General features: G+C 58.8%; 32 protein-coding genes, 1 tRNA gene and 1 pseudogene. 13 read left to right on the top strand and 21 right to left on the bottom strand.

Annotation, left to right across the window (positions count from 1 at the left end; all coding sequences use genetic code 11):
• Positions 1–7: 7 nt before the first annotated feature.
• Genes rplT through thrS form a run of 4 tightly spaced genes read right to left on the bottom strand, consistent with a single transcriptional unit; the run spans position 8 to position 3121 of the window.
• On the bottom strand, positions 8–364 hold the full coding sequence (rplT, locus tag CRN80_RS19705) for a 50S ribosomal protein L20 (RefSeq protein ID WP_003192488.1): 357 nt from the start codon (positions 362–364) through the stop codon (positions 8–10).
• Positions 365–393: 29 nt separating this feature from the next.
• Positions 394–588 (bottom strand): 50S ribosomal protein L35, encoded by a 195-nt coding sequence (rpmI, locus tag CRN80_RS19700; protein ID WP_002553160.1) that lies wholly within the window; start codon positions 586–588, stop codon positions 394–396.
• A gap of 59 nt (positions 589–647) precedes the next feature.
• A complete protein-coding gene (infC, locus tag CRN80_RS19695; RefSeq protein ID WP_015884933.1) occupies positions 648–1199 on the bottom strand; it encodes a translation initiation factor IF-3 in 552 nt (183 codons plus the stop codon).
• Positions 1199–3121, bottom strand: a complete 1923-nt coding sequence (gene thrS, locus CRN80_RS19690; protein WP_003192490.1) for a threonine--tRNA ligase — start codon at positions 3119–3121, stop codon at positions 1199–1201. The genes infC and thrS overlap by 1 nt, the downstream gene beginning before the upstream one ends.
• Before the next feature lie 364 nt (positions 3122–3485).
• Between thrS and CRN80_RS19685 the strand changes: the two genes are divergently transcribed.
• Together CRN80_RS19685 and CRN80_RS19680 are read left to right on the top strand one after the other, a co-directional pair.
• Positions 3486–3800, top strand: coding sequence for a hypothetical protein (locus CRN80_RS19685; protein ID WP_019820908.1), 315 nt, complete (start codon positions 3486–3488; stop codon positions 3798–3800).
• Positions 3801–4089: 289 nt separating this feature from the next.
• Positions 4090–4302 (top strand): cold-shock protein, encoded by a 213-nt coding sequence (locus tag CRN80_RS19680; protein ID WP_003234260.1) that lies wholly within the window; start codon positions 4090–4092, stop codon positions 4300–4302.
• Between the two features lie 67 nt (positions 4303–4369).
• On the opposite strand, the gene CRN80_RS19675 is transcribed toward CRN80_RS19680, so the two are convergent.
• A complete protein-coding gene (locus tag CRN80_RS19675) occupies positions 4370–4690 on the bottom strand; it encodes an I78 family peptidase inhibitor (protein ID WP_003192494.1) in 321 nt (106 codons plus the stop codon).
• A 144-nt stretch (positions 4691–4834) separates the two neighbouring features.
• Complete coding sequence (locus CRN80_RS19670; RefSeq protein WP_044275308.1) at positions 4835–5140, bottom strand: hypothetical protein; 306 nt, start codon at positions 5138–5140, stop codon at positions 4835–4837.
• Between the two features lie 156 nt (positions 5141–5296).
• On the opposite strand from CRN80_RS19670, the gene CRN80_RS19665 reads away from it, so the two are divergent.
• Complete coding sequence (locus CRN80_RS19665; protein WP_032896210.1) at positions 5297–5503, top strand: hypothetical protein; 207 nt, start codon at positions 5297–5299, stop codon at positions 5501–5503.
• A gap of 34 nt (positions 5504–5537) precedes the next feature.
• Here CRN80_RS19665 and CRN80_RS19660 read toward each other — a convergent pair whose 3' ends face one another.
• The 7 genes from CRN80_RS19660 to CRN80_RS19630 are packed head-to-tail and all read right to left on the bottom strand — an operon-like array spanning position 5538 to position 12506.
• Positions 5538–6566, bottom strand: a complete 1029-nt coding sequence (locus CRN80_RS19660; protein WP_032896207.1) for a nucleoside hydrolase — start codon at positions 6564–6566, stop codon at positions 5538–5540.
• Between the two features lie 27 nt (positions 6567–6593).
• Complete coding sequence (gene rbsD, locus CRN80_RS19655; protein ID WP_019820905.1) at positions 6594–6998, bottom strand: D-ribose pyranase; 405 nt, start codon at positions 6996–6998, stop codon at positions 6594–6596.
• The gene (gene rbsK, locus CRN80_RS19650; RefSeq protein ID WP_098950858.1) at positions 6995–7912 is read right to left on the bottom strand and encodes a ribokinase; all 918 of its coding nucleotides are present in this window, start codon (positions 7910–7912) and stop codon (positions 6995–6997) included. The genes rbsD and rbsK overlap by 4 nt, the downstream gene beginning before the upstream one ends.
• 23 nt (positions 7913–7935) lie before the next feature.
• Positions 7936–8958 (bottom strand): LacI family DNA-binding transcriptional regulator, encoded by a 1023-nt coding sequence (locus CRN80_RS19645; RefSeq protein ID WP_003192500.1) that lies wholly within the window; start codon positions 8956–8958, stop codon positions 7936–7938.
• A gap of 3 nt (positions 8959–8961) precedes the next feature.
• Positions 8962–9939 (bottom strand): ABC transporter permease, encoded by a 978-nt coding sequence (locus tag CRN80_RS19640; RefSeq protein WP_003192502.1) that lies wholly within the window; start codon positions 9937–9939, stop codon positions 8962–8964.
• Positions 9936–11489 (bottom strand): sugar ABC transporter ATP-binding protein, encoded by a 1554-nt coding sequence (locus tag CRN80_RS19635; protein WP_032896204.1) that lies wholly within the window; start codon positions 11487–11489, stop codon positions 9936–9938. The genes CRN80_RS19640 and CRN80_RS19635 overlap by 4 nt, the downstream gene beginning before the upstream one ends.
• Positions 11490–11546: 57 nt before the next feature.
• On the bottom strand, positions 11547–12506 hold the full coding sequence (locus CRN80_RS19630) for a sugar ABC transporter substrate-binding protein (protein WP_098950857.1): 960 nt from the start codon (positions 12504–12506) through the stop codon (positions 11547–11549).
• A 565-nt stretch (positions 12507–13071) separates the two neighbouring features.
• Here CRN80_RS19630 and CRN80_RS19625 point away from each other — a divergent pair.
• The 3 genes from CRN80_RS19625 (at position 13072) to CRN80_RS19615 (ending at position 15348) form a co-directional block, all read left to right on the top strand.
• Positions 13072–14160, top strand: coding sequence for an asparaginase (locus CRN80_RS19625; protein ID WP_032896200.1), 1089 nt, complete (start codon positions 13072–13074; stop codon positions 14158–14160).
• 242 nt (positions 14161–14402) lie between these two features.
• Positions 14403–14654 (top strand): DUF1654 domain-containing protein, encoded by a 252-nt coding sequence (locus CRN80_RS19620; protein ID WP_032896197.1) that lies wholly within the window; start codon positions 14403–14405, stop codon positions 14652–14654.
• 4 nt (positions 14655–14658) lie between these two features.
• A complete protein-coding gene (locus CRN80_RS19615; RefSeq protein ID WP_098950856.1) occupies positions 14659–15348 on the top strand; it encodes an endonuclease in 690 nt (229 codons plus the stop codon).
• A gap of 32 nt (positions 15349–15380) precedes the next feature.
• On the opposite strand, the gene CRN80_RS19610 is transcribed toward CRN80_RS19615, so the two are convergent.
• Complete coding sequence (locus CRN80_RS19610) at positions 15381–15746, bottom strand: SPOR domain-containing protein (RefSeq protein WP_169918252.1); 366 nt, start codon at positions 15744–15746, stop codon at positions 15381–15383.
• Between the two features lie 263 nt (positions 15747–16009).
• Here CRN80_RS19610 and csrA point away from each other — a divergent pair, with 263 nt between their 5' ends.
• From csrA to CRN80_RS19595, 3 genes are all read left to right on the top strand, one after another.
• Positions 16010–16204: a carbon storage regulator CsrA gene (gene csrA / locus CRN80_RS19605; RefSeq protein ID WP_003192511.1), complete on the top strand. Its 195-nt coding sequence runs from the start codon at positions 16010–16012 to the stop codon at positions 16202–16204.
• Between the two features lie 210 nt (positions 16205–16414).
• Complete coding sequence (locus CRN80_RS19600) at positions 16415–16675, top strand: hypothetical protein (protein WP_044275177.1); 261 nt, start codon at positions 16415–16417, stop codon at positions 16673–16675.
• A 93-nt stretch (positions 16676–16768) separates the two neighbouring features.
• Positions 16769–17065, top strand: a complete 297-nt coding sequence (locus CRN80_RS19595) for a hypothetical protein (protein ID WP_098950854.1) — start codon at positions 16769–16771, stop codon at positions 17063–17065.
• Positions 17066–17085: 20 nt separating this feature from the next.
• Here CRN80_RS19595 and CRN80_RS19590 read toward each other — a convergent pair whose 3' ends face one another.
• On the bottom strand, positions 17086–17706 hold the full coding sequence (locus CRN80_RS19590; RefSeq protein WP_178110432.1) for an HAD-IA family hydrolase: 621 nt from the start codon (positions 17704–17706) through the stop codon (positions 17086–17088).
• 241 nt (positions 17707–17947) lie between these two features.
• Here CRN80_RS19590 and CRN80_RS19585 point away from each other — a divergent pair, with 241 nt between their 5' ends.
• From CRN80_RS19585 to CRN80_RS19575, 3 genes are read left to right on the top strand one after another with little or no spacing between them, the layout of a single operon-like run.
• Positions 17948–18208, top strand: coding sequence for a DUF2790 domain-containing protein (locus CRN80_RS19585; RefSeq protein WP_098950852.1), 261 nt, complete (start codon positions 17948–17950; stop codon positions 18206–18208).
• 42 nt (positions 18209–18250) lie between these two features.
• Complete coding sequence (locus tag CRN80_RS19580) at positions 18251–18922, top strand: heavy metal response regulator transcription factor (protein WP_056785781.1); 672 nt, start codon at positions 18251–18253, stop codon at positions 18920–18922.
• Positions 18919–20319: a heavy metal sensor histidine kinase gene (locus CRN80_RS19575; RefSeq protein ID WP_098950851.1), complete on the top strand. Its 1401-nt coding sequence runs from the start codon at positions 18919–18921 to the stop codon at positions 20317–20319. Before CRN80_RS19580 ends, CRN80_RS19575 begins: the two co-directional genes overlap by 4 nt.
• Positions 20320–20331: 12 nt before the next feature.
• Here the strand turns inward: CRN80_RS19575 and CRN80_RS19570 are convergent, their stop codons facing one another.
• The 5 genes from CRN80_RS19570 to CRN80_RS19545 all read right to left on the bottom strand — a co-directional run bounded on the left by CRN80_RS19570 (position 20332) and on the right by CRN80_RS19545 (position 23892).
• Positions 20332–20823: an anti-virulence regulator CigR family protein gene (locus CRN80_RS19570; RefSeq protein WP_032896178.1), complete on the bottom strand. Its 492-nt coding sequence runs from the start codon at positions 20821–20823 to the stop codon at positions 20332–20334.
• A 64-nt stretch (positions 20824–20887) separates the two neighbouring features.
• The gene (gene pcp, locus CRN80_RS19565; protein WP_098950850.1) at positions 20888–21517 is read right to left on the bottom strand and encodes a pyroglutamyl-peptidase I; all 630 of its coding nucleotides are present in this window, start codon (positions 21515–21517) and stop codon (positions 20888–20890) included.
• Between the two features lie 7 nt (positions 21518–21524).
• Positions 21525–22475 (bottom strand): DUF979 domain-containing protein, encoded by a 951-nt coding sequence (locus CRN80_RS19560; protein ID WP_098950849.1) that lies wholly within the window; start codon positions 22473–22475, stop codon positions 21525–21527.
• On the bottom strand, positions 22472–23188 hold the full coding sequence (locus CRN80_RS19555) for a DUF969 domain-containing protein (RefSeq protein WP_032896171.1): 717 nt from the start codon (positions 23186–23188) through the stop codon (positions 22472–22474). Before CRN80_RS19555 ends, CRN80_RS19560 begins: the two co-directional genes overlap by 4 nt.
• Positions 23189–23815: 627 nt before the next feature.
• Positions 23816–23892: transfer RNA gene (locus tag CRN80_RS19545), tRNA-Val, on the bottom strand.
• Positions 23893–24076: 184 nt separating this feature from the next.
• On the opposite strand from CRN80_RS19545, the gene CRN80_RS19540 reads away from it, so the two are divergent.
• Complete coding sequence (locus CRN80_RS19540) at positions 24077–25360, top strand: FAD-binding oxidoreductase (RefSeq protein WP_032896163.1); 1284 nt, start codon at positions 24077–24079, stop codon at positions 25358–25360.
• A gap of 120 nt (positions 25361–25480) precedes the next feature.
• On the opposite strand, the pseudogene CRN80_RS19535 reads toward CRN80_RS19540, so the two are convergent.
• Positions 25481–26451 (bottom strand): annotated as a pseudogene (locus CRN80_RS19535) (XdhC family protein).

Here is a 26451-nt window from a genome sequence, read left to right as displayed (position 1 = left end):
GGGGTACTTAAGCCAAGGAGGCTTTAGCTTTCTCGACAATCGCAGCAAACACCGCTTTTTCGTTCACGGCCAGTTCAGCCAGAACCTTACGGTCGATTTCGATGGACGCTTTTTTCAGGCCAGCGATGAAACGGCTGTAGGACAGACCGTTAACACGTGCACCGGCGTTGATACGAGCGATCCACAGAGCGCGGAACTGACGTTTTTTCTGACGACGGTCACGGTAGGCGTATTGGCCTGCCTTGATTACCGCTTGCTTGGCAACACGGAATACGCGTGAACGCGCGCCGTAGTAGCCTTTAGCAAGTTTCAGAATTTTCTTGTGACGCTTACGGGCCATGACGCCACGCTTTACACGAGCCATGAGTTACTTCCTCTATTCTTGAACCAAAATTAACGAAGGCGCAGCATGCGCTCGACTTTTGCCACGTCAGACGGATGCAGCAAGCTGCTACCGCGCAGTTGACGCTTACGCTTGGTCGACATTTTGGTCAGGATGTGGCTCTTGAAAGCGTGCTTGTGCTTGATGCCGTTAGCAGTTTTCAGAAACCGCTTAGCAGCACCACTTTTAGTTTTCATCTTTGGCATGTTCGGTACTCCGCATTCAGTTGATAAACATAATCAGAAGGCCTGCCGTGCCCTGTTGATTACTTCTTCTTTTTCGGGGCGATGACCATAATAAGCTGGCGTCCTTCCATCTTAGGATGCTGTTCGACCGAACCGTACTCGAGCAGGTCAGCTTCAACCCGCTTGAGGAGTTCCATCCCCAGCTCCTGGTGGGCCATCTCACGGCCGCGGAATCGCAAGGATACCTTGGCCCTGTCCCCATCACTCAGGAAACGTACCAGGTTGCGCAGTTTTACCTGGTAATCCCCTTCCTCCGTCCCTGGACGAAACTTGATTTCTTTTACTTGAATCTGCTTCTGGTTCTTCTTCGCTGCGGCAACCTGCTTCTTCTTCTCGAAGATCGATTTGCCGTAGTCCATCACCCGACAAACAGGTGGGATTGCATCGGCGGAGATTTCCACCAGGTCCAGCTTGGACTCTTCTGCAATACGAAGCGCTTCATCAATCGAGACGATGCCAATCTGCTCGCCATCAGCGCCAATTAACCGAACCTCGCGTGCCGAGATATTCTCGTTGATCGGGGCTTTCGGTGCAGCTCGTTTATCTTGTCTCATTTCACGCTTAATAATAATTACTCCGAATCTGGGCGACCACGCCGGGAAACCGCTTGCGCGAGGAACTCAGCGAACTGGGCGACGGGCATCGAGCCCAGGTCAGCACCTTCACGAGTACGCACAGCGACAGTCTGCATCTCGACTTCCCGATCTCCGATAACCAAGAGATAGGGAACCTTGAGCAAGGTATGCTCGCGGATTTTAAAGCCGATCTTTTCATTTCTCAAGTCGGACTTGGCACGAAACCCGCTTTCGTTGAGAGTTTTTTCAACTTCAGCGGCAAAATCTGCCTGTTTATCAGTGATATTCATGATCACTGCCTGGGTCGGAGCCAGCCACGCAGGGAACGCGCCCTCGTAGTGCTCGATCAGGATACCGACGAACCGTTCGAACGAGCCGAGGATCGCCCGGTGCAGCATAACCGGGTGTTTACGGCTGTTGTCTTCGGAGACGTATTCGGCTCCCAGACGGATCGGCAGGTTAAAATCGAGCTGCAGGGTACCACACTGCCAGACACGGCCAAGGCAATCTTTGAGCGAGAACTCGATCTTAGGACCGTAGAAGGCGCCCTCACCCGGCTGCAGATCGTATGCAAGGCCCGCACTGTCGAGTGCTGCGGCCAGTGCCGCTTCGGCGCGATCCCACAGCTCGTCGGAGCCGACGCGTTTTTCCGGACGAGTGGACAGCTTCATTTCGACTTCGGTAAAGCCGAAATCGCGATAAACATCCATGGTCAGCTTGATGAACGCTGCGGACTCGGCCTGCATCTGCTCTTCGGTGCAGAAGATGTGGGCGTCGTCCTGGGTGAAGCCACGCACACGCATGATGCCGTGCAGCGCACCCGATGGCTCGTTACGATGGCAGGCACCGAACTCGGCCAGGCGCATCGGCAACTCACGGTAGCTCTTCAGGCCCTGGTTGAAGACTTGCACGTGGCACGGGCAGTTCATCGGCTTGATGGCGTAGTCGCGGTTTTCCGACTGGGTGGTGAACATGTTGTCGGCATAGTTGGCCCAGTGCCCGGATTTCTCCCACAGGCTGCGATCAACCACCTGTGGAGTCTTGATCTCCAGGTAGCCGTTTTCGCGCTGAACCTTGCGCATGTACTGCTCAAGCACTTGGTACAGGGTCCAGCCATTCGGGTGCCAGAACACCATGCCCGGCGCTTCTTCCTGAAGGTGGAACAGGTTCAGGCGCTTGCCGATCTTACGATGGTCGCGTTTTTCGGCTTCTTCGATGCGCTGGATATAGGCGGCCAGCTGCTTCTTGTCAGCCCAGGCCGTGCCGTAGATCCGTTGCAGTTGTTCGTTCTTCGCATCACCGCGCCAGTAGGCACCGGACAGCTTGGTCAGCTTGAACGACTTGAGAAAGCGCGTGTTCGGCACGTGCGGGCCGCGGCACATGTCGACATATTCTTCGTGGTAGTACAGGCCCATGGCCTGCTCGTCCGGCATGTCTTCCACCAGGCGCAGCTTGTAGTCCTCGCCACGCGCGGTAAACACATCGATCACTTCGGCACGCGGGGTGACTTTCTTGATGACGTCGTAATCTTTTTCGATCAGCGCGTGCATGCGCTGCTCGATGGCCGCCAGGTCGTCCGGAGTAAAAGGACGCTCATAGGCGATGTCGTAATAGAAGCCTTCTTCAATGACCGGGCCGATCACCATCTTGGCGGTTGGGTACAGTTGCTTGACCGCATGGCCAATCAAGTGCGCGCAAGAGTGGCGAATGATCTCCAGCCCCTCTTGATCCTTGGGCGTGATGATTTGCAGGCTGGCGTCGCTGGTGATCAGGTCGCTGGCGTCAACCAGCTTGCCGTCGACCTTGCCGGCCACGGTGGCCTTGGCCAGGCCTGCACCAATGGATGCGGCGACCTCGGCTACGGAAACCGGATGATCGAATGAACGTTGACTGCCGTCGGGAAGAGTAATAGTTGGCATGGCGCCTCCTCTCCTAGTGGTGACCCCTACCAAAGGTCACGTGGGTTGGGATGAGCCAGTACAAGATCCAACACCAGGCCGTTCAATGATGAACGCCTGCCTTACAGCGGCAGGAGCCTTTCGGCCAACCGATAATCGAACCAGAGTGACTGGAGTGAACAAAAAGAACCTGGCAAGGCGGCAAATGGCGCGCCGGGAAATGGCCAGGCGAGGATGCTAGCACAGATGAACGGTCATCGCGTCGGCCAAGCGTTGGGTAAAGAGCAATTCATGGCTTTATAGCTGCGAAAGTGAACTTGAGCTGTACGTGAGGCCTCAAAGCCACTGAGAATCGCCGTTCGTCCTCGACCCAAAGGAGCATCCCATGATGCGTTTTACCTCTACCCTCGCTGTCGCCGCTACCCTGAGCCTCCTTTCCCTCGGCGCGCAGGCTGCAGCCCCTTCCAACTGGCCAGCAGGCGCCCGTGACGCCTTCGTCAACGACTGCAGTGCCGCCGCCAGCCAGAACGTGGACGTCAAAACTGCCAAAGCCCACTGTGAATGTGGCGCTGACAAGATCAATGCCGAATTGAGCACTGCCGAGATCAAGGAATTGATGACCAACCAGAACGCCAGCCCGGAGCTTAAAAACAAAGCGGTCGCGGCTATTTCGTCCTGCAAAGTGGTGAAGAAAAAGTAAGAATGGCTGACGATTCGACGGCCATTTCGCTGGAAAAACAGCCTGAAAACTGCCATTTCGCACAAATTATGCAGGTTTTACGGCTTTTTTTAACAGCTGATATTTCGTCGCAAAGCCCCGTAAATCGGGGCTTTCAGCCTGAAGACCGATCAAACGCAAAGCGATTGATTAGCAAACAGTGCCTTGGGGGGGCTCCCAAGCCGAACATTTCGACTATGATAGCCCTGTGTGCCCAGTTGGCCTGAGCAGCACAGCACTACTGAAAATATATGTTTCTTGGAGATACACCATGTCTAATCGCCAAACCGGCACCGTTAAATGGTTCAACGATGAAAAAGGCTTCGGCTTCATCACTCCTCAAGGTGGCGGTGACGACCTGTTCGTACACTTCAAAGCTATCGAAAGCGACGGTTTCAAAAGCCTGAAAGAAGGCCAAACCGTTTCCTTCGTGGCTGAGAAAGGCCAAAAGGGTATGCAAGCTGCACAGGTTCGCGGCGAGTAATTCTCCGCTGAGCTAAAAAAACCCCGTCCATGTGACGGGGTTTTTTATGGGTGATGCAAAAGCCGCATCAGCCGCAGTTAACCCGGTTGATCACCAGATTGTTGTCGGTGTTCAGGTTCAAGCGGTCGGAGCGATACTCCAGCGTGATCATGTCGTTAGGCTTGAGAATGCGCGCATTCTGCGCGCCGGCACGCGTGCGGGCCTGTTCCAGCAATTGAGGCGAGGCTTTCTGGCCGATGGCGAACTCTGCAGCCTTCGACTCACAGCGGCTATGACCGGCATCGGTCGCGGTGGCAGCTTTGCCTGGCTCAGAGGCACCCGGGGTGCTGCAACCTGCCAACGCGAGCGCAGCCAACAAAGTACCGAATGATGCGAGCTTCCAAGGCATGAAGCCTCCTATGATAAAAAGTGGACAGAGATCGTGCGACAGCAGTCAAAGCGATTGGTTTCAAGACGTTAACCGCCTGTAGGCAAGTCTGCCTGAGTCCCGGCCTGCAATCGCTCGGTGAATCGTGACTAGATATGAACGTATTCAGTAGATGTCGATGTAGTCCGACGAAGGCGTAGGCCAATTCTGCTTCAGCGCGTTGAAAATCTGCATAACCCAGACTTCGTCACTGGCTGCCACCTTGCCGACATAGCCGGAACCCTTGGCCCAGGTCTCCAGGCGAAACAGCAGGCCATCGATATCGGCACCCCCGACTACGCCGGAAGAAATGTAGGCCACGCCTTTTTTGGTCACCCGCAGCTGGGTATGTTCGTCGTCACTGGCGCTGCCAAGCAGTTGGCGCACGGCGTCCAGCGTCAGGTTGTCGGGCTTGCTCAAATCGATTTGCACGCGGTGTTTCCCGGCCATTTAACAGGCCGACAGTGTCGCACAGCCGCTACGTCATGCCTAAGTAGCAGTGCCAAATGCCGTACAAAATGCTTAACTGCGCCCCTCTGGAACAGCGTTCCAGTGCACTGCCCCGCATATTCAGCCCGTGAGATTTCCATGACCACCGTAACGCTTCAAGCCGACATCAAAGCCAAGTGGCCCCAAGGGCAAAGTTCCTACAGCCCCGGAAGCCCGGAAGAACTGGCGATCATTGGTATCGACCTGCTGGTCAAGGAACTGGGCACCCAGGCGGCGCAAGCGTTCATCGGCCAGATATTCGAGAAATACCCGGCCGACTACGGGGGCGCCCAAGGGCGCGAATAAGAACCGGGCGACGAGCGCCGCCCGGCAAAACACCTTACTTCAGACGCGCCAGGCGCTCGGTCAGCAGATCGAAGAAGCCCTGGGCGTCGCCATTCTCAACCCAGAACACATTCTTGGGCTGCTTGAGGCCGTCGTACCAATCGACGATGGTCTGGCCGAAGGTCGGGCCTTCGCGGCTGTCGACCACCATGTTGGCCTCACGACCGCTGAACAGCGAAGGCTTGAGCAGGTACGCCACCACGGTAGCGTCATGGACCGGGCCACCGGGAATGCCGTAGTGCTCCATATCGCCTTTGACGTACTCATTCAGAATACTGCTGACCACCTTGCTCGCGTTGTTGTTCAGGTCGGCAATCTTCTTCAGGCGGGCGTCGCTGGTGAGGACTTTATGGGTCACGTCCAACGGCAGGTAAGTCAATTTCACACCGCTTTTGAGCACGATCTCCGCCGCCACCGGATCGGCGAACAGGTTGAACTCAGCCACAGGGGTGATATTGCCACCATTGAAGTGGGCGCCGCCCATCACGACCACTTCCTTGATGCCCTGGGTGATTTCGGGCGCTTGGGTCAGGGCCAGTGCCAGGTTGGTCTGCGGGCCGAGCATGGCGATGGTGATGCTGTGCGGCTTGGCGCTGCTCAGGGTCTTGATCAGGTAGTCGACCGCATTGCCTTCGGCCAGGCCTTTTTTCGGCTCATGCACCGTGACGCCCGAGATGCCTTCCTTGCCATGGATATTCTCGGCGTAGATCGGTTTGCGCAGCAGCGGCGCTGGCGCACCGGCGTACACCGGGATGTCCTCGCGCCCTGCCCACTCACGTGCCAGGCGCGCGTTGCGCGAGGTCTTGTCCAGGCGCACATTGCCAGCGACGGTGGTCAGCGCACGAATGCTCAACTCCTGCGGCGAAGCCATGGCGAACAGCAAGGCCACCACATCGTCGGCACCCGGGTCGGTGTCGATGATCAGGTCGATTTTTTCCGCCGCTTGGGCGCTTGCAGCAGTGAGCGCGGACAAAAGCAGAACACTCCGGAACAGGTTTTTCAGGGTAGGTAGACCACGTTGCATAAAGCACTCCATGTCATAGGGGGGACGCTAGAACGTTACGCCGGACACCAGCGCGATATTGCAGTACGGCTGGCACTCGCCAGTGCGCACCACGGCGCGGGCATTGCGGCTCAATTGCTTGAATTGGTCATGGCTGAGCAGGCGGCGCTCACCCAGTGCAGCCTGCTCTGTGAGCGCATTTAGCGCGGTCAGCGCGGGCGGTTGCTTCAGCAGGATCTCTTCTGCCAGCACATGGCTTTCCACCTGCATTTCGCTAAGCACGATGCGCAAGGTGCTGATGAAGTCCGGGATGCCCTGGGTCAGTGCCAGGTCGATCAATTCGACGCCAGGAGGTACCGGCAGGCCGGCATCGCCGATGACCAGGATGTCACCGTGGCCCAGGGACGCGATCACGCGCGACAGGGCGATATTGAGCAAAGGTGTCTTTTTCATGCGGGCACAAAACCTTGTACGTCGTGCAGCGTAGGAATGGAAGGCTGAGCGCCGGCGCGGGTCACTGACAACGCCGCCGCCACCTGGCCAAAACGGATCGCCTCAGCTTCGCTCTGGCCCGCGGCCAGCGCGGCGGCAAAGCCACCGACAAAGGTATCGCCAGCAGCGGTGGTATCCACAGCTTTGACCTTCGGCGCCACCAGGTGCTCAAAGCCCTTGCCGTCGGCAAACAGCGCGCCCTGGGCGCCCAGGGTGATGATGACCTTACCAGCGCCTGCCCGGATCAGCGCGGTCGCGGCGACCTTGGCGCTGTCGAGGCAGTCGACCGTCACGCCGCTTAGAGCGCTGGCCTCGCTTTCATTGGGGATCAGATAATCGATCGAGGCATACCAATCAGCGGGCAACGGTCCGCTTGCCGGGGCCGGATTGAGGATGACCGTCTTGCCCAGCTCGCGCCCCCGCTTGAGCGCATACCCAACGGTCTCCATCGGCACCTCAAGCTGGCAGATGATCACATCTGCCGCCTGCAGCACAGCGTCGCACGTTTGCAGCGACGCGGGCGTCAGCTCACCGTTGCTGCCGGCCACAATGACAATGGCGTTCTGGCTACTGTCATCGACCACGATCAATGCCACACCGCTGGAGCCCTCCACCGTGCTGACTGCCTGGCAATCGATGCCTTCGACCAGCAGCGCATCGCGCAATTGGCTGCCGTAGGCGTCGGTACCGATGCACCCCACCATTGCGACACTGGCCCCCAGCCGTGCCGAGGCGACGGCCTGGTTGGCACCCTTGCCACCGGGCACAGTGGAAAATGTCTGGCCGATCAGGGTTTCACCGGCACGCGGCAAGCGGCTGGCGCGGGTGACCAGGTCCATGTTCAAGCTGCCTATTACCACTACTTTTGCTGGCATACATCAGTACTCATCAATTCGGTTCAGCGGTATTGGGCGAACACATCAGCCAATGGCGCGGTCGACTCACGCAAAACAATACTGGGCGTCACGATACGTTGATCGATCGGCAGTTGGGGTGTTGCTATTCGTTGCAGTAATAATTCGGCCGCAGTCTCGCCTAACTGCAGGATCGACTGGCCGACCGTTGTCAGCGCCGGGTAGACGTAGCGCCCCATCTGAATGTCATCGAAACCGATGACCGACAGCTCGCCCGGCACCCGCACATTGCGCTCGGCGGCGGCGCGCAGTACGCCAAACCCGATCATATCGTTGCTGGCGAAAATCGCGCTGGGCGGGTGTTGCGATAATAACTGTACGGCTGCGGCATACCCCCCCGTGCTGGTGAAATCGCTTTCCAGGGTACGGCTGGCCAACACCTCGATACCCGCCTCGCGCAATGCACGCTGGTAACCCGCCAGGCGCATCTGCGCCACGCGGGTATGCCCCGGGCCGCCGATACAGGCGATGTCGCGGTGGCCCAATTCCAACAAGTGCCGGGTCGCCAGGTAAGCGCCCTCTTCGTGATCGATGCGCACCAGGTCCACATCAATCCCATCCAGCGCCCGGTCGACAATCACCATGGGCGTGCGCACGGCACTCAAGCCCGCCGCAAGGCCACTGTCATCGCCGCCCACGGAGGTCACGATCAAGCCGTCGACGCGTTTTTCCAGCAACACGCGCAAGTAACTGCGCTGTTTCTCTGCGTCGTCATCCGAGTTGCAAAGGATCACGCAATAGCCATTACGCTCGCAGTAATCCTCGATACCCCGGGCCAGTTCGGCAAAATACGGGTTGAGGCTGTTGGGCACCAGCAGGCCGATGGTCGCCGTGGTCTTGGCCTTGAGCGAGCGTGCGACGGCACTGGGCACGTAGTCCAACTGCTTGATCGCCGCCTCGACCTTGATGCGTACCGGCTCGCTGACCGGGCGCGTCTTGTTCACCACATGGGACACGGTGGTGTAGGAAATACCTGCAAGCGCTGCCACATCTTTGATCGTTGCCATGGTTCAGCCCCGCCGACTGGCGCGCTGGCTGCGGTAAGTGTCGAGGACCACGGCGATCACGATCACAGCACCGGTAATGATGCGTTTAGTCGGCTCCGTCGCACCGATCTGCGCCAGCCCGGCCGCCAAGACCGAAATGATCAACACGCCGAAGAACGTACTGATGACTGAACCACGCCCGCCCATCAGGCTGGTGCCACCGATAACCACGGCAGCGATCACTTGCAGTTCCAGGCCCGAACCGGCATTCGGGTCCGCCGCTTCCAGACGCGAAATCTGAAACAGCGCCGCCACACCGGCCAACAGGCCCATCAGGCTGAACACCAGGATCTTGTAAGGCTTGGGATTGATGCCCGCCAGGCGCACCGCTTCTTCGTTGGTGCCGATGCCGATCAGGTAACGACCGAAGACCGTACGGGTCAGTACCAATTGGGCCGCGATGATCACCAGCAGCGCGATGATAAACGACGGGGAAATACCGAAGGCAATCGGGTTGGACAGCCAGGCAAACGAGTCACCGATATAAGCGGTGCGCGAGCCCGTCATCTGGTAGGCCACGCCGCGGGCCATCTCCAGCACGCCGAGGGATACGATAAATGACGGAATGCGCCAGGCCACCGTGATGGAACCGGTGATAGTGCCGGCCAACGCCGCGCAACCCATGCCCAGCAGAGCAGCGGGCAACACGCTCCAGCCCCAGCCCAGGATCGCCACGCTGACTGCCGAGGCCGCCAATGCCAGTACCGAGCCCACGGACAGGTCGATGCCGCCAATGATCAGAATGAAGGTCATGCCCACCGCCAGCACCATCAGGTCTGGAATCTGGTTGGCCAGGGTGCTGAAGGTGTCATAGGACAGAAAGTGATCGCTGAGCACCGAGAACAGCGCAATCATCGCCAGCAACGCACCCGCCAGCCCCAGGTAGGTACCCAGGCCATAGAAGTTGCCGCCAGTTTTACCGGGGGAAATGCTTGTTTTCATGGGGTATTCCTAGGCGCTGCTTCGTTGAGCAGCGCATCACGTTTCTGATAGCCGGCAAAGGCGGCGGCGAGCAATTCGTCCTGGGTCCAGCTGTCACGCTCAAAGGTCTCGATCAGGCGCCCGGCAGACAACACACCAATGCGGTCACAGATCAGCATCAGCTCACGCAGGTCACTGGACACCACCACCAGCGCTTTGCCCTGGCGGGTCAGTTCACCGAGCAAGGCATAGATGTCGAACTTGGCACCGACGTCGATGCCGCGGGTGGGCTCATCGAACAACATCACCGCGCAATCGCGCTCCAGCCAGCGGCCAATCACCACCTTTTGCTGGTTACCGCCCGACAGCTCGGACACCAGTTGCGTGGGGCTGGAACTGCGGATACGCATGGCATCGATCTGGCGCTTGGCCAGAGCGGTTTCGTTGCGGCTGTTGACGACGCCACCGCCGGAAATTTCCGGCATGTTGCCCAGAGCAATGTTGGCGCTGATGGACTGAGTCAGCAGCAGGCCCTCGCCCTTGCGGTCTTCGGTGATCAGGGCAATACCGTGACCGACCGCGTCTACCGGCGAGCGAATGCTCACCACCTTGGCCGGCGAACCCAAGGCCACGGTGCCGCTGTCGGCCGGGTCGGCGCCGAAGATCAGGCGCAGCAATTCGGTGCGGCCGGCGCCGATCAGGCCGGAAATGCCATAGATTTCACCGGCGCGCACTTCAAAGGACACATCGCGAACCTTGTCCGAACGGGTCAGGCCCGTCACCGTCAAGGCCGGGCCACCGATGGTGCGCGGGCCCAGGTCGATGTGTTCGCCCAGTTCGCGACCGACCATCAAGGTCACCAACTGCTCACTGTTGTAATTGGCCATCGGTTCGACGCAGACCAGTTTGCCGTCGCGCAATACCGCAATGCGCTGGGCGACACGGGCCAGTTCTTCGAGCCGGTGCGAAATATAAATGATCGCCACGCCTCGGGCCTGCAGGCGCGTGATTTGCTCAAACAGCATCTCGACTTCACGGGCGGTGAGCATCGCCGTGGGTTCGTCGAGGATCAGTACATGGCAGTCGCCGATCAGGTTACGGGCGATCTCGACCATCTGCTGGTGACCAATGCCCAGGCTGCCCACCAGCGTATCGGGGTCGATCGCGTCCAGGCCGACTTGGGCCATGGCTTCGATCGCGGCCTTGCGCAGTTGTTTGCGGCTGATCCAGCCACAGCGGCTTGGCAGGTTATCCAAGAACAGGTTTTCAGCCACGGTCAGCGTCGGCAGCAGGTTGAGTTCCTGCATGACCATGCGCACGCCCAAGGCTTCGGCCTGGGTGCGGCTGGCGGGGGCGTAATCCTGACCGTTGAATTGCATGTGCCCGGTGGTGGGCGTGACCAGGCCGCCGATGATCTTCGACAAGGTACTTTTGCCTGCGCCGTTTTCACCGGTCAGCGCCAGCACTTCCCCGCGATTGAGCGTCAGGGTGATGTCGGACAGAACCGGTTGGGCATAGGTCTTACCGATACCGCTGACCGAGAGGACAGCGTTCGGGGCGGAAGATGACATAGGAAAATCTCCAGGCGCCCGCCCAGGACGAGCGGGCGCTGTTGGGTACTGCCAGGATTACTGCTTGATGACGAGTTCGACCGGGGTTTCGATCACGCCATCTTTGGCATCGACTTTCTCACCCTTGACCAGCTTCAGCGCATTCTGGATACCGAACACGGCTTGCTGGGCAGCGGCCTGGTCAGCGGTGGCCAACACGCGGCCGTCCTTGAGCATTGGTTTGATCGCATCAATGTTGTCGTAACCCACCACCAACACCTTGCCGGCCTTGCCTGCCGCACGCACGGCGGAGACAGCGCCCAGGGCCATGTTGTCGTTACCGGCCAACAGCGCCTTGATATCTGGCGTTTCGCTCAGCATCGCTGCGGCGATCTTGTTGCCTTGGTCGATCTCCCAGTTACCGGATTGGGTGGAAACAATCTTCATGCCCGCCGCGTCCATCGCGTCCTTGAAGCCTGCGGTGCGCTGCTGGGCATTGGTGGTCGTGGGTACGCCCTCGATGATGCCGACCTTGTCACCGGCGGCCAGTTGCTTGGCCAGGTAGTCGCCCACCAGCTTGGAGCCTTTGCGGTTATCCGGGCCTACGAACGGGATATCGAGTTTTTTGCTTTTGAGGACATCCGGGTCCAGGCGGTTGTCGATGTTGACAATCTTGATACCCGCTTTGGAAGCATCTTCCAGCACTTTGACCAGTGCCTTGGAATCAGCAGGTGCGATAACGATGGCATTCACCTTGGACAGGATCATCTGCTTGACGATATTAATTTGCGCAGCGGTATCGGTTTCGTCCTTGATCCCGTTGGTGATCATGTCAAAGTCGGCGGCGTGGTCTTTCTGGTACTGTTTGGCGCCGTCCTGCATGGTCACGAAGAACTCATTGGCGAGCGACTTCATCACCAGGCCAACCTTGGGTTTGGCAGCGGCGTCATCAGCAAATGCAGAGGAGAGAGGCAAAGCGGCGGATGCGGCAGCAAGCACAGCAACAGCAAGAAGACGTCCAGCAAATGGCAGCTTCATGGGTTCACTCCGATCTTATGATTATTGTGAGCAACGCTTGCACCGAAGAGCCCTTCGGCAGCCCTCCCACTTGGGCGGCTGATACGAGTTGTGACGATGTGCCAAGGGCGCAGTGAAACATCTCGCAAACGTTTGCGTTGAGCAAACTATGAGAACCTTGTCGAGATTTGTCAACGGTAGCAGCAAGCCTTTCATGGGCGCCCTCCAAGCTCACCCTTTAGCTACTGACCGCTGATACGTTTAAGCAAATTCGCCCTGCCTGACCGTTCTCTGAAACGACAGGCTGTGCGGCGAATGATCACACAGGGTGCCCGGACAAATCGTGAAGGCTTTCGGACAACCGAACACCACAGCCCTTCTCGTTCGGAAAGCCGGACAGCGCCCAGGCCCATCAAACCGAAACCTCACTTTAAGTTGTTTTAAATCAATAAGTTAATTTAAAAAAATCAACATGCTCAGCCTGGTACAAATCCTGCTCTTTCTCAGCACCTCGCGGCGTTCAGAACCGCCCGGGTGTTCTAGATGAACCTGCTACAGCACTCATCAAAAACCAGAGAGAAAAATAATGAAATCTGCATTGAAGAACGTTATTCCGGGCGCCCTGGCCCTTCTGCTGCTGTTCCCCGTTGCCGCCCAGGCAAAGGAAGTTGAAAGCAAGACCAAACTGTCCAACGTGGTCATCCTCGCCACCGGCGGTACCATCGCTGGCGCCGGCGCCAGTGCGGCCAACAGTGCCACCTACCAAGCGGCCAAAGTCGGCATCGAACAACTGATCGCCGGCGTTCCTGAGCTTAGCCAGATCGCCAACGTTCGCGGCGAACAAGTGATGCAAATTGCGTCGGAAAGCATCAACAACGAAAACCTGCTGCAACTGGGTCGCCGTGTCGCCGAACTGGCCGACAACAAGGACGTGGATGGCATCGTGATCACCCACGGCACCGATACCCTTGAAGAAACCGCCTACTTCCTGAACCTGGTAGAAAAAACCGACAAGCCTATCGTGGTGGTCGGCTCCATGCGCCCAGGCACCGCGATGTCCGCAGACGGCATGCTCAACCTGTACAACGCGGTTGCGGTCGCAGGTAGCAAGGAAGCCCGCGGCAAAGGCGTGCTGGTGACCATGAACGACGAGATCCAATCGGGCCGCGACGTCAGCAAGATGATCAACATCAAAACCGAAGCCTTCAAGAGCCCATGGGGCCCAATGGGCATGGTCGTTGAAGGCAAATCCTACTGGTTCCGCCTGCCGGCCAAGCGTCACACCATGGATTCTGAATTCGACATCAAAACCATCAAAAGCCTGCCTGACGTTGAAATTGCCTACGGCTACGGCAACGTGAGCGACACCGCTTACAAGGCACTGGCCCAAGCGGGTGCCAAAGCGATCATTCACGCCGGTACCGGCAATGGGTCAGTATCGTCCAAGGTGGTTCCAGCGCTGGTGGAATTGCGTAAACAAGGCGTGCAGATCATTCGCTCTTCCCACGTCAACGCCGGTGGCATGGTTCTGCGTAACGCCGAACAGCCAGACGACAAATACGACTGGGTCGCCGCCCTTGACCTGAACCCGCAGAAAGCCCGCATCCTGGCCATGGTCGCCCTGACCAAGACCCAGGACAGCAAAGAACTGCAACGGATCTTCTGGGAGTACTGATCTCTCCTGATTCACCCGTAGGAGCGAGCTTGCTCGCGAAAAACTTGATAGCGCCGCGTTAAGTCAGGCTTTACGCGCTATCGTTACGTTCTTCGCGAGCAAGCTCGCTCCTACAATTGCTGCCCTCCCTTCTCAACAAACTTCCTGATTCGCTGTCAGACGAACTTCTTGAAATTTAAGCAGTTGCGAAATTGCCTACAGTTAAATACTGTATGTGCGTACAGCAAATTAAGGAATACTCTGTGGCAAAGCCCTCTTCCGCAGCACCTGCAGCGCCTGACGCCTATCAGCGCCTGGCCATTCGCGTGCAAAAAATCATCAATTCGACCAACGCGCAGAAAGCCAAGGCCGCGTTGATCTTCCGTTTACCCGATGAGCCAGAGAACGATTGGCAACGTTTACTGGAAGAGATTGCGGAAAACGACAACGTCACCCTCGCCTATCGAGATGACGGCGGCGTGCAGATTTTCTGGGTTGTGCCGAAGGAAGATTGATTCAATGAGTGCCCGTTTTATTGCTGTGTGCTGTCTGTTTTTTACCGTCACCGCCAACGCCCAGGCCCCTCGAACCTTCAGCGAAGCCAAGAAAATCGCCTGGAAGCTCTACGCGCCGCAATCCACTGAATTCTATTGCGGCTGCAAATACACCGGTAATCGGGTGAACCTGAAAGCCTGCGGTTACATACCGCGTAAAAACGCCAACCGCGCCGCGCGCATTGAGTGGGAACACATCGTGCCGGCTTGGCAAATCGGGCATCTGCGCCAATGCTGGCAAAACGGCGGGCGAAAAAACTGCACGCGCCATGATGAGGTGTTCAAGCGCGCCGAGGCAGACCTGCATAACCTGGTACCGAGCATCGGCGAAGTGAATGGCGACCGTAACAACTTCAGCTTTGGCTGGCTGCCGGTGCAAAGCGGGCAGTACGGCTCATGCCTGACCCAAGTGGACTTCAAGGCGAAGAAGGTCATGCCGCGCCCGTCCATTCGCGGAATGATCGCGCGCACGTATTTTTATATGAGCAAGCAATACGGCCTGCGCCTGTCGAAGCAGGACCGGCAATTGTATGAGGCCTGGAACAAGACCTACCCGGTGCAAATCTGGGAACGCCAGCGCAACCAGACCGTGGCTTGCGTGATGGGGCGTGGTAATGAGTTCGTCGGCCCGGTCAACCTCAAGGCCTGCGGCTGAACGTGGGCGGGGGTGCCCGCCCACCTGGCCTGCTACTGCGCAGCCTTGTGTTCGATAATCTCCGACACGGTGTCGTTTTTCTTGGCCCGCGCCATTTTTTCGTTTAGCAGCGCCTGCTTGGCTTCGGCCTCGGCTTTGGTCGCGAACGGCCCCAACAGCACCTCATCCTTGCCGTCGACTTTCACGATATAGAAATTGAACCCGTGTTCCAGCAACCAGGCGGTCAGGTCGGTGATCGCCTGCAGCTTGTGGTCCGGCGGGCCGACCCGTATATCCCATTCCTGGGCGGCAATCGCACCGGCTTGCGGCAGGCTTTCGGTCACGGCAGGCTTGGCCTTGGGGGTATCGACCGACTTACCGTCACCGCATCCGGCCAACGCCAACACCACAATTGCCATCGCTACTTTACGCACTGCCCTGCTCCTTTGAGGATCAAAGAGGCAACTTTACCATTCACTGTCTATTCTGGCCGTCATAAACGTTGGCTTAAACAATGCGAATCATGTATCGCGACCTGTATGATACCGCCATGGGAATTAATGTCGCCTCTACGCGTCCTAAAAGAGGCAGTCACAGGGAAGCGCTTCGCAGTAAGCTACACACATCCGACACCTGCCCTGTCTGAAACATGTGTCCTTAAAAGTAATTCAAGGAGAAGTCCATGCTTATACTCACCCGCAAAGTCGGTGAAAGCATAAACATCGGTGATGACATTACGATCACCATCCTGGGCGTTAGCGGCCAGCAAGTACGAATCGGCATCAACGCCCCTAAGGATGTTGCCGTGCATCGCGAAGAGATTTACCAACGTATCCAGGCCGGCCTGACTGCACCCGACAAAAACCAGACGCCTTGAAACGCCTCCAGTAGCCAGCCTTTTCGTTCACTGTAACGGCTGGCGAAAACCCAATTGGCCTGTTCGCGTACCCCCGCGTGACCAGCGCGCCTTGAACCTTCCCTTCGTTGCAAGATGAAACTGTCAGGGCATCCGGAACTTGTCGCGCTATTGGCAGCCCAATTTCTGACACTTTATCCTGCCATCCGAGTGCATTTCAGGAACACGTCGATGAGGCCAGCCGCGTCGCAACCCCTTGTTTCAAGATCCTGGATGATTGCCCTGCTGATAGGGCTGGTCTTCGTGGCACTCGGGTGTGGGTTGAGAATGGAAGTTGAAGGGGCCGATCCCGACACTCATTCCTGGGTGGATCTGGCGCTTCTGCTCTGCGGCTACCTGCTTGTGTTCTGCCTCAAGCCCATCCAGAAGGTGATCTTGCGCAAGTTGCGCCAGCGCGCCGCCCATCGCGCCCGCGGGAAAGCCGCACGCTGAGCGCTGCTGCCTGTTATCGGATCACCGGTATTTACAGCGCCGCCACACCACCTATCATTGGGCTTGCGCAGTCAGTCAAAGGGGCAGAGACAGATGGACACCCTCAGCAAAACCCAAATCGAATCGGCACTGGCAGCGCGCCTGCCCAGCTATACCGTTGAGTGCACACTGCATGCCGACGGTACGCTATCAGCCGTTCTCAGCGGCCCAGGGACCGATCACTTCGCGGTTACCGGCATCGTGCGTGCGCACTATCACGGTACAGAAGCCATCAACCGGCTCGCCACCGAGATCCTCAGGGAAATGGTGGTGTCGCGTCAGGGTATGAAAAACAGCAGGCTGCAGGCGTTGTCCGATCCCATCGACTGCCTGGAAGGCCGAGACCGGTAACAGGCTCGGCCTTCCACGTGTCACGGCGCTAACCGACTCAGGGACAGCAAGCCATCAGCCCCACGCAGGGCTTTCAACGCACCGTATTCCTCGATACAAGCATGGGCCGTCACCATCGGCGCCAAGTGTGTCGAGGTCACCACCAGGATATCCGCCCCCGCCGCTTCCCCAGCCTGAATGCCCACTGTGGCGTCCTCGAACACCAGGCAGTCTTGCACCGGCACGCCCAGGCGCTTGGCACCCAGCACGTAACAGGCCGGATCGGGCTTACCCGTCTTCACATCTTCGGCTGTCACCAGTACCGCCGGCACGGGGATACCCGCCGCTTGCAGCCGGCGCACGGCCAAGGCTTTTGGCGCAGAAGTGACCAACGCCCATTGATCGGCGGGCAGGCTGGCCAAAAACGCCACCGCGCCGGGAATCGCCACGATGCCTTCGACATCGCGCAGTTCAGCCTCGGTGATCCATTGGGCTTCTATCTGTGGATCGACACCCGGCAATGCCTGGCGGGTGATCGTATCAATCGCGCGGGCACCATGAATGGTGTGCAGAAACGCTTCCATATCCAAGCCATGCCGAGCAGCCCAGATACCCCAGACACGCTCCGCAGCGGCAATGGAGTTGAGCAGAGTCCCGTCCATATCAAACAGGAAGGCGCGGTAACGGCGGCTAAATACACTTGGATTTGGACTGGACACTGCGCGGCTTCCTCATGGGCTGGGCCCCTGCAATCTACGGATCACCTCGCCGCTTGTAAACGCCGAGACCTGGCCCGTCAGCGCCAAGGCAAAAATGACGAACTTGTCATCATCCTGTTGGTTGGCTGTTGGGGTCGCCTGGTTACCGTGAACTCACTACCAACCCGGAACGTGAGACACCACCATGAAACTGTTCGCCTTAGGCTTCGCCGCTTTGCTCGTCACTGGCTCGGTATTCGCTGCCGACGCCGCCCCTGCTGCCAACGTGATCCATGACAAAACCGGCTTCTTCGTCCATCTGGATGTCGCCAAGGTGCTGTCGAGCACCGACACCTACGGCCAATGCGGGGTTGTGCCGGCGCAACTGCGCTACCTGGACCACCAAGACCGCGAACATGTGCTGGATTACCAAGTCCAGGGCACCGGTTGCGCCAATGACAATTGATCGGGCTACACTGGCGCAACTTATTGAAGCAGAGCACTTCCCATGAACATCCTTGTAGTCGAAGACGAACCCAAGGCCGGCAATTATCTGCTCAATGGCCTGCAGGAGCTTGGGCATTGCGTAAGCCTGGCCCGCGATGGCGTGGATGGTTTGCACCAGGCCCTGGAGACGCCGTTCGACGTGATCGTACTGGACGTGATGATGCCGAAAATGGATGGCTGGGAAGTGCTGCGCCGCCTGCGCAAAGAAGCCGATACCCCGGTGCTGTTCCTCACCGCCCGCGATGACATCGCCGACCGCATCAAAGGCCTTGAGCTGGGGGCTGACGACTACCTGATCAAACCCTTTTCGTTCGCCGAACTGGTGGCGCGCCTGCGCACCCTCAACCGTCGCGGCCCGAGCCGGGATGAAGAACAACTACAAATCGCCGACCTGCAGATTGACGTACTCAAACGCCGAGTGACCCGCGCCGGCACGCGCATTACCCTGACTAACAAAGAATTCGCCCTGCTGCATCTGTTCGCCACGCACCAGGACCAGGTGCTGTCCCGTTCGCTGATTGCTTCGCGGGTGTGGGACATGAATTTCGACAGCGACACCAACGTGGTGGACGTCGCCGTGCGCCGCCTGCGCCTGAAAATCGACGACCCGTTCCAGCTCAAGCTGATCCACAGCGTGCGGGGCATTGGCTACCGCTTCGATACCCAGCCATGAACCGCCAACCCCCTTACTCCCTGACCCTGCGCCTGGCGTTGATCTTCGCCCTGCTCGCCTTCGCCCTGCTGGCAACCCTGGGCGTGGCGCTGTACCGGGAACTGGAGCGCGAACTGATCCGCCGCGATGACGCCGCGCTGATATCCCGAGTAGATCAGCTACGCAACTTGCTCAACGACAGCAATACCCTGGACCTGATCAAGACCAAGCCAGAGCTGTTCCAGAACATGTTGGGCAACCGCGAATCGGTGCTGAGCATCGCCGCACCCGGCCAGCAGCCGCTGCTGCTGGTGAACCCGGGGAACATTGCGCTGCCGTCGATCCAGCCGCTGCCCAAGAATCACAGGCTCATGTTGAACGACGTGCAACATTTGCCCGGCCTGAACGGCATTCCTTTCTCGATGGTGGCCGTAGCCATCGACTCCGGCGACCTGGGCAGCCTGCAAATCACCAGCGGCCGGCTGATGACCGAGCGCACCGCGGTGCTCGCCAGTTACCGACTCAGCGTATACATCCTGGCGAGTATCGCCGCGATTATCCTGGCGCTGGTGGGTTACTTGCTGGTCCATCGTGGCTTGTTACCGTTGCGCCGCCTGGCCCGGCATGCCCAAGGGATCGGCGTCAGCAACCTGGCAGAACGGCTCGACAGCCACGGCGCACCGAAAGAATTACTGCCCATGATCGACTCGTTCAACACCATGCTTGAGCGCCTGGCCAAGGGCTTTGTACAACTGGGCCAAGTGTCCACCGACATGGCCCATGAACTGCGCACCCCGATCAACAACCTGCTCGGCGAAACCCAGGTGGCCCTGCAACAGCAGCGCAGCATCGAGAGCTATCAGCAACTGCTGGCCTCCAATGTCGAAGAGCTGGAACGCCTGGCGCGGATGCTCGACAACATGCTGTTCCTGGCCCGCACCGACCCCGCCAGCGCACTGCGCCAACGCCAGGCGCTGGACGCGGCGGATGAAGTGGAACGTATCGCGGATTACTTCGAAGGGCTGGCCGGTGATGTGGACATGCACATCACCGCCCTGGGTGAAGGGGTGATCTGGGCTGAACCGATGCTGCTGCGCCGTGCCTTGGCCAACCTGTGTGCCAACGCCATCAAGTATGGCGCGCCGGGCTCGGAGCTGAGTATCCAGGCAGTGCCGGATGGCGCGGGTATCAACCTGAGGGTCAGTAACCACGGCCAGACGATCCCGGCCGAGCACCTGCCACGGCTATTCGAACGGTTTTACCGGGTTGATGAGTCCCGCGAGCGGTCGTCCCAGTCCAACGGCCTGGGGCTCTCGATCGTGGCGACCATCATGCAGCTGCATAACGGGCAGTACCGCGTCAGCAGTGAAGATGGCGTGACCTGTTTTGAGTTGTTTTTCCCTGGGCGTGAAGCCTGAGGATGCTGCAACTCAATCAAACGCGCCGTTAAGGACTTCGTAGATGATGCCGGTCGCAATGGTCACCAATATCAAATCGGTTCCCGCTTGCTGCCACTCGTAACCGTCGTAGCGAGGCAACTGCCCCAGCAAGCGGCCGTCGAGTTTCTTGGCAATACCCGGCGGCAGTGGCTTTCCGCGTGCCAGGTTTTTCTGAATGCCAGGCGGTAAGGCCGGGCCAGGGCGCCAATAATCGCGGTGACCGCCTAGCACATTCAGCACACGACCTCGATCAACGCTGAAGTCATTGCTGGATGGGCCGCCCTTGTCTTTGCCCTTACCTTGCCCACCCTGGGCATTACCTTTGTTATTACCGTGACCTTTGCCGGTGTCCTGCCCACCATAGGCATCACCTTTGTTGTTACCTTGGCCTTTGCCATTACCGGGATCTGCAAGGGCAAGGCCACTGGTGACAGACAGTGCAAGCGACAACGCAATCGATACGAACTTCGTACGCTTTAGCATGGCGACTTTCCAAGGCGAGGGTGTGCTGGAACTGTAGTTGAAATCGCAACACAGCGTACAGCTGTCAGCTGATCTGGCCACCGGCAAGCACGATATCCGCCTGGGCTTGCCAGGCGGCCAACGCCGCCACACGCAACCCTTCCACGGTCGTCGATAACGCCATTGACGGCTCGCCCGATCCAGGCAAGCCGGGAACGTGAATAAACCCACTGCGCACCCCAGTCCCCGCCAACGCATGCTGCAAGCGGTAAAACACCTGGTTACACACAAACGTCCCCGCCGTCTGCGACACCGAGGCCGCAATGCCCGCGTCACGCACTGCCTTGACCATGCCCTTGATCGGCAACGTCGAAAAATACGCCGCCGGGCCGCCCTCCACCACCGCGGTATCAATCGGCTGCGCGCCCAGGTTGTCGGGAATACGCGCATCGTTAACGTTGATCGCAACGCGCTCGATGGAAATATCACTGCGCCCAGGCCCCAGGCCCGTGGCGATGACCATTGCTGGCTGCAGTTCGTTGATCAACTGCAGCAAGGTCTCGGCGGCGCTGGAAAATGCGCAGGGCAAACAACGCGCAACCATCGTCACGCCCTCGCTCAATGGCACACCGTCCAACTGGCGCACGGCCTCCCAAGAGGGGTTTACCGCCGCCTTATCAAAGGGCTCGAAGCCCGTCAGCAATACGCTTTGCACAATGACCTCACATCAACAGGTAAAGCAGCACGATATTGACCACCAGCATCATCAGCGCTGTAGGTATCTGGGCCTTGATCACCGCATTTTTGTCCGGCAGCTCCAGTAGCGCCGCCGGTACGATATTGAAGTTGGCCGCCATCGGCGTCATCAACGTACCGCAATAGCCCGAGAACATACCAATAGCCGCCATCACCGCAGGGTTGCCGCCGTAAATCCCCACCAGCACCGGCACGCCGACGCCACCGGTCATCACTGGAAAGGCCGCAAAACCATTGCCCATGATCACGGTAAACAAGGCCATGCCCAGCACATAGACCATCACCGCCACCAACTTGTAGTCCAGGTTGATGTACGTGGTCGTAACGTGGGCGACCGCCGTACCCACCCCGGCCTCATTAAACAACAGCCCGAGCATCGCCAGCATTTGCGGGAGCACCATGGCCCACCCCAGGGCTTCGGTCAGGCGCCGGGATTCGCGCAACGCTTGCACCGGCGTATCACGGGTCAGCCAGCAGGCCAGGCCAAGGGCGATCAGGCAACCGATGCCGAGGGAGACAAAGGTGGTGTTCTTCGGGTCCAGCAGCGGTACACCGCCGATTTCGGTGTGTTTGAGCAACACCGAACCAATCACCGTGGTCAGCGGAATCGCCAACGCCGGCATGAACAATTTGTGGCCCAGGCGCCCGGCACTGGCGCGGGACGCCTTGTCGTGCAATTCGGCGTGCTGGCCACGACCCACGCCGCCCAAGCCCGCAATCAATGCCATCACCACCACACCCACTCCGATGACCACCGAAGGCAAGCGCTCACCTATAAGGAACGGCACGGCGAACAACAACCAGAACAGCGCACTGGACCAACGTTTGGGGTGGGAACGGTCGAGCAGGATCATGCCCGCAGTGATCAGCAACAGCACGCCCGCCAGCCAGTACAGGTATTGAATGGAAATAATCATTGAGCGGCCTCCACCGGGGTAGTGGCCGAGCTCATTTCTCGGGTCAGGCGCCGGTCGAAACGATGCAACCGGATAGCGTGAATGATGAAGGCACAGATCGCCGTCGGGATGCCCCACACCGCAATGTGCAGCGGCTCCACATCAATCCCCGAGCCGAGCAGGAAGGTGTGCATCAACGCAATCGCACCAAAGGCCACGAAGATGTCCTCACCAAAAAACAACCCGACATTGTCGGTAGCAGCGCACATGGCCAGTACCTTGTGACGCAGCTTGTCCGGCAGCTTGCCATAGCGTTTTTCCGCTGCACCCTCGGCCATCGGCGCCAGCAGCGGCCGCACCATCTGCGGATGCCCACCCAGGCTGGTCAACCCCATGGCCGCCGTGGACTCACGCACAAACAGATAGATGATCAACAAACGCCCAACAGTGGCGCGTTCAAAGCGTGCGATCCAGTTCTGCGCATGCAGACGCAGGCCATGGCGCTCCAACAGGCCAATCACCGCCAGCGGCAATAACAGAATCAGTTGCAGGGCACGGGTCTGAAGGAAGCCATCACCCATGGTGGCGAGAATTTTTTCCAGCGGGAACTGGGCGGCAAGCCCGGTGGCGATGGCGGCCGCGGTGACCACCAACAGCGGATTGAAGCGCAATACAAAGCCGACCACGATGACAAGTACGCCGATCAACGGCCATAAGTTCACAACAGTTTGCATGGCGGGGAGGTCCTTTAGTGCGCGCTGCGGCGCCATTACAGCAGGATGTGGGCAAAGGGCTCACAGCGTGAAAGTGGCGTGCAGTCGGCTCGGTTTTTTATTGTTGACCTGGAAGGTCGAGCGTCAGTGGCGGCAACTTTGCTGCCTGGGGCCTTGGGGTGTCCAACAAGAAAAATTGTTGCTGCAAACCAATAATTTTTGTGGGGGGATGACACTGTTCGGTACGGTGCCTGGAAGGAATTGAGCCCAGTTTTTTTTGGACAAATCGCGTGGGTGAGCTCGCTATGGCGTCGGAAGTGAAAATTCCTGATCAGCACCTATACTCCACGATGCAGCTGTGTGTACTTGCAGTTCATTCACGGCGTCATGCCGACAATGAGGGGTTCCCGCTATGTATGCCGGACAAATGAGCAATATGGCGACCACGCTTGGCGAAATACGCTGCCAACTGTTCGCCCAGGTAATTTGCCTGCTGGCGGTGGCGACGCTGTTCGCCTGATTGGACTTTGTAGCCCTGTAAGGACGCCGCCAGGCGTCTTGGCTTTGCTGTGCCCAAATTTCAGGCAACAAAAAAGGGCCCACCTTTCGGTGAGCCCTTCTAGACCGCCCAGCAGAGCGGATTTTGTTTGGTAGGCGCGATTGGACTCGAACCAACGACCCCCACCATGTCAAGGTGGTGCTCTAACCAACTGAGCTACGTGCCTGCTGTGAGGCGGCATTCTACGGAATTCCGAAGGGGTGTCAACATCTTTTTTGCAGCTAACCCTATGAATATGCGAATTTTTTATTTAAGACGGGTCCACCCGTGATTTACGGGTGGCTGGCAGGCAATTTTCAACTCAGGTAGGATCGGCGCACTCGTAAAAAATATAAAACAGAGGTTCCAGGATGGCGAACACCCCCTACCCCCAGTCGTATTACGCAGCTTCTGCGAATGCAGTTGCGCCCCGTCCTGTGTTGCAAGGTGAAGTCGAGACCGATGTGTGCGTGATCGGGGCTGGCTATACCGGGCTTTCCAGTGCGCTGTTTTTGCTGGAGAACGGCTTTCGCGTCACGGTGCTGGAAGCCGCCAAGGTCGGTTTTGGTGCTTCAGGCCGCAACGGTGGACAGATCGTCAACAGTTACAGCCGCGATATCGACGTGATCGAGCGCAGTGTCGGGCCTCAGCAGGCGCAGTTGTTGGGGCAGATGGCGTTTGAAGGCGGCAGGATCATCCGTGAGCGCGTGGCCAAGTATCAGATCCAGTGCGACTTGAAGGACGGCGGCGTGTTCGCCGCCCTCAACAGCAAGCACATGGGCCACCTGGAATCACAGAAGCGCCTGTGGGAGCGCTACGGCCATACGCAACTGGAGTTGTTGGACGAGCGTCGCATCCGCGAAGTGGTGGCCTGTGACAACTATGTGGGCGGCTTGCTGGACATGAGCGGCGGCCATATCCACCCGCTCAACCTGGCGCTCGGTGAAGCAGCGGCGGTGGAATCCCTGGGCGGTACGATCTATGAGCAATCGGCAGCGGTGCGCATTGAGCGCGGTGCCAATCCGGTGGTGCACACTGCTGCAGGCAGGGTCAGGGCCAAGTTCATTATCGTCGCGGGCAACGCTTACCTGGGCAACCTGGTGCCGGAGCTGGCGGCCAAGTCGATGCCGTGTGGCACCCAAGTGATCACCACAGCGCCACTGGGCGATGAAGTGGCCAAGACGCTGTTGCCCCAGGATTACTGCGTCGAGGATTGCAACTACCTGCTCGACTACTACCGCCTCACCAGCGACAAGCGCCTGATCTTCGGCGGCGGCGTGGTGTATGGCGCGCGGGACCCGGCGAATATCGAAGCGATCATCCGGCCGAAAATGCTCAAGGCATTTCCACAGCTCAAGGACGTAAAGATCGACTACGCCTGGACCGGCAATTTCCTGCTGACCCTGTCGCGCTTGCCGCAGGTTGGCCGCCTGGGTGACAACATCTATTACTCCCAGGGCTGTAGCGGCCATGGCGTGACCTACACGCACCTGGCGGGCAAAGTGCTGGCGGAGGCCTTGCGGGGTCAGGCTGAGCGTTTTGATGCGTTTGCGGGCTTGCCGCATTACCCGTTCCCGGGTGGGCAGATGTTGCGCACGCCGTTTGCGGCACTTGGGGCTTGGTACTACGGATTGCGGGATAAATTCGGGATGTAACCACTGTAGGAGCGAGCTTGCTCGCGAAAAACTCACAGCCGCCGCATTCATTCAGAATAAACGCGTTATCGTTGAAGTTTTTCGCGAGCAAGCTCGCTCCTACACCTACAGGGCTGCGCTTCAGAGCTGGTCGCGGGCAATCCCGCTACGAATCCGTACGATATCGGCCAACACCGCCAGCGCAATTTCCGATGGCGTCCTGCTGCCCAGGTTAAGCCCGATGGGTGCGTGTATCCGCGCCAATTCAGCCTCCCCTAACCCACCGATGCGGCGCAGTCGCTCAAAGCGTTTCTGCGAGGTCTGCAACGACCCCATCACGCCAATGTAGAACGCGTCGGTACGCACCGCTTCCATCATCGCCAGATCGTCGATACGCGGGTCATGGGTCAGCGCCACCACCGCCGTATCACGGTGACAGCCACCGTCGGCAATAAACACCGACGGCAACTGGCGACGAATCTCCACGCCATTGAGCACCACACCTTCCAGCACTTCATCGCGTGGGTCGCAGAGAATCACTTCGAACCCTAGGCCCACCGCAAACTCGGCACATGCCTGCGCCACACTGGAGTACCCGGCCAGCAACAGACGCTGAGCCGCGCCAACACGGATGCGCATCCGCTCACTGTCACGCGCGATGCGCGCGCCCTGCTTGCGGTCAGCAAACAGGCTGCGCGCCCCGCTGGCCAAGTCGACCTCGCGAATCAAGCGGCGCTGCCCGAGCAGCGCCGACTCCATTTCACGCAGGTGCGCCTGCACCTCGCAGTCAGGCTCGAGCTTCTCAACCAAGACATCGAGAATACCGCCACAGGGCAGGCTGACCCGCGAGCGCGGATCGTCCCCTGCGCCATAGCGCACCACGTTGACCGCATCGAGAAACGCACCGTCGGCGACGCGCTCGAGAAAGTCTTCCTCGACGCAACCACCCGACAACGAGCCAATCCACTGCCCAGCGGCGTTCACCGCCAGCAGCGAACCCGGCGCACGCGGCGCCGAGCCGTAGGTGGCCAGCACCGTACGAGCCAGATGCGCTGCCCGGCCACCGACCACTCCAGCGCCCGTCGCACCACTTGCAGATCCAGATGCTGCAT

Origin of the sequence: Pseudomonas sp. FDAARGOS_380, assembly GCF_002591235.1 — a bacterium.
In the GTDB taxonomy this organism is placed as follows: domain Bacteria; phylum Pseudomonadota; class Gammaproteobacteria; order Pseudomonadales; family Pseudomonadaceae; genus Aquipseudomonas; species Aquipseudomonas salmasensis.
Note: the sequence above shows the minus strand (reverse complement) of the source record. Positions and strands in the feature narration are given on the sequence as shown.

Bases quoted from the DNA above. Each gene is read 5' to 3' on its own strand.
- rplT (WP_003192488.1), bottom strand. From the start codon at position 364: ATGGCTCGTGTAAAGCGTGGCGTCATGGCCCGTAAGCGTCACAAGAAA.
- rpmI (WP_002553160.1), bottom strand. From the start codon at position 588: ATGCCAAAGATGAAAACTAAAAGTGGTGCTGCTAAGCGGTTTCTGAAA.
- thrS (WP_003192490.1), bottom strand. From the start codon at position 3,121: ATGCCAACTATTACTCTTCCCGACGGCAGTCAACGTTCATTCGATCAT.
- CRN80_RS19685 (WP_019820908.1), top strand. From the start codon at position 3,486: ATGATGCGTTTTACCTCTACCCTCGCTGTCGCCGCTACCCTGAGCCTC.
- CRN80_RS19680 (WP_003234260.1), top strand. From the start codon at position 4,090: ATGTCTAATCGCCAAACCGGCACCGTTAAATGGTTCAACGATGAAAAA.
- CRN80_RS19675 (WP_003192494.1), bottom strand. From the start codon at position 4,690: ATGCCTTGGAAGCTCGCATCATTCGGTACTTTGTTGGCTGCGCTCGCG.
- CRN80_RS19665 (WP_032896210.1), top strand. From the start codon at position 5,297: ATGACCACCGTAACGCTTCAAGCCGACATCAAAGCCAAGTGGCCCCAA.
- CRN80_RS19660 (WP_032896207.1), bottom strand. From the start codon at position 6,566: ATGCAACGTGGTCTACCTACCCTGAAAAACCTGTTCCGGAGTGTTCTG.
- rbsD (WP_019820905.1), bottom strand. From the start codon at position 6,998: ATGAAAAAGACACCTTTGCTCAATATCGCCCTGTCGCGCGTGATCGCG.
- rbsK (WP_098950858.1), bottom strand. From the start codon at position 7,912: ATGCCAGCAAAAGTAGTGGTAATAGGCAGCTTGAACATGGACCTGGTC.
- CRN80_RS19645 (WP_003192500.1), bottom strand. From the start codon at position 8,958: ATGGCAACGATCAAAGATGTGGCAGCGCTTGCAGGTATTTCCTACACC.
- CRN80_RS19640 (WP_003192502.1), bottom strand. From the start codon at position 9,939: ATGAAAACAAGCATTTCCCCCGGTAAAACTGGCGGCAACTTCTATGGC.
- CRN80_RS19635 (WP_032896204.1), bottom strand. From the start codon at position 11,489: ATGTCATCTTCCGCCCCGAACGCTGTCCTCTCGGTCAGCGGTATCGGT.
- CRN80_RS19630 (WP_098950857.1), bottom strand. From the start codon at position 12,506: ATGAAGCTGCCATTTGCTGGACGTCTTCTTGCTGTTGCTGTGCTTGCT.
- CRN80_RS19625 (WP_032896200.1), top strand. From the start codon at position 13,072: ATGAAATCTGCATTGAAGAACGTTATTCCGGGCGCCCTGGCCCTTCTG.
- CRN80_RS19615 (WP_098950856.1), top strand. From the start codon at position 14,659: ATGAGTGCCCGTTTTATTGCTGTGTGCTGTCTGTTTTTTACCGTCACC.
- CRN80_RS19610 (WP_169918252.1), bottom strand. From the start codon at position 15,746: ATGGCAATTGTGGTGTTGGCGTTGGCCGGATGCGGTGACGGTAAGTCG.
- csrA (WP_003192511.1), top strand. From the start codon at position 16,010: ATGCTTATACTCACCCGCAAAGTCGGTGAAAGCATAAACATCGGTGAT.
- CRN80_RS19600 (WP_044275177.1), top strand. From the start codon at position 16,415: ATGAGGCCAGCCGCGTCGCAACCCCTTGTTTCAAGATCCTGGATGATT.
- CRN80_RS19595 (WP_098950854.1), top strand. From the start codon at position 16,769: ATGGACACCCTCAGCAAAACCCAAATCGAATCGGCACTGGCAGCGCGC.
- CRN80_RS19590 (WP_178110432.1), bottom strand. From the start codon at position 17,706: ATGGACGGGACTCTGCTCAACTCCATTGCCGCTGCGGAGCGTGTCTGG.
- CRN80_RS19585 (WP_098950852.1), top strand. From the start codon at position 17,948: ATGAAACTGTTCGCCTTAGGCTTCGCCGCTTTGCTCGTCACTGGCTCG.
- CRN80_RS19580 (WP_056785781.1), top strand. From the start codon at position 18,251: ATGAACATCCTTGTAGTCGAAGACGAACCCAAGGCCGGCAATTATCTG.
- CRN80_RS19575 (WP_098950851.1), top strand. From the start codon at position 18,919: ATGAACCGCCAACCCCCTTACTCCCTGACCCTGCGCCTGGCGTTGATC.
- CRN80_RS19570 (WP_032896178.1), bottom strand. From the start codon at position 20,823: ATGCTAAAGCGTACGAAGTTCGTATCGATTGCGTTGTCGCTTGCACTG.
- CRN80_RS19560 (WP_098950849.1), bottom strand. From the start codon at position 22,475: ATGATTATTTCCATTCAATACCTGTACTGGCTGGCGGGCGTGCTGTTG.
- CRN80_RS19555 (WP_032896171.1), bottom strand. From the start codon at position 23,188: ATGCAAACTGTTGTGAACTTATGGCCGTTGATCGGCGTACTTGTCATC.
- CRN80_RS19540 (WP_032896163.1), top strand. From the start codon at position 24,077: ATGGCGAACACCCCCTACCCCCAGTCGTATTACGCAGCTTCTGCGAAT.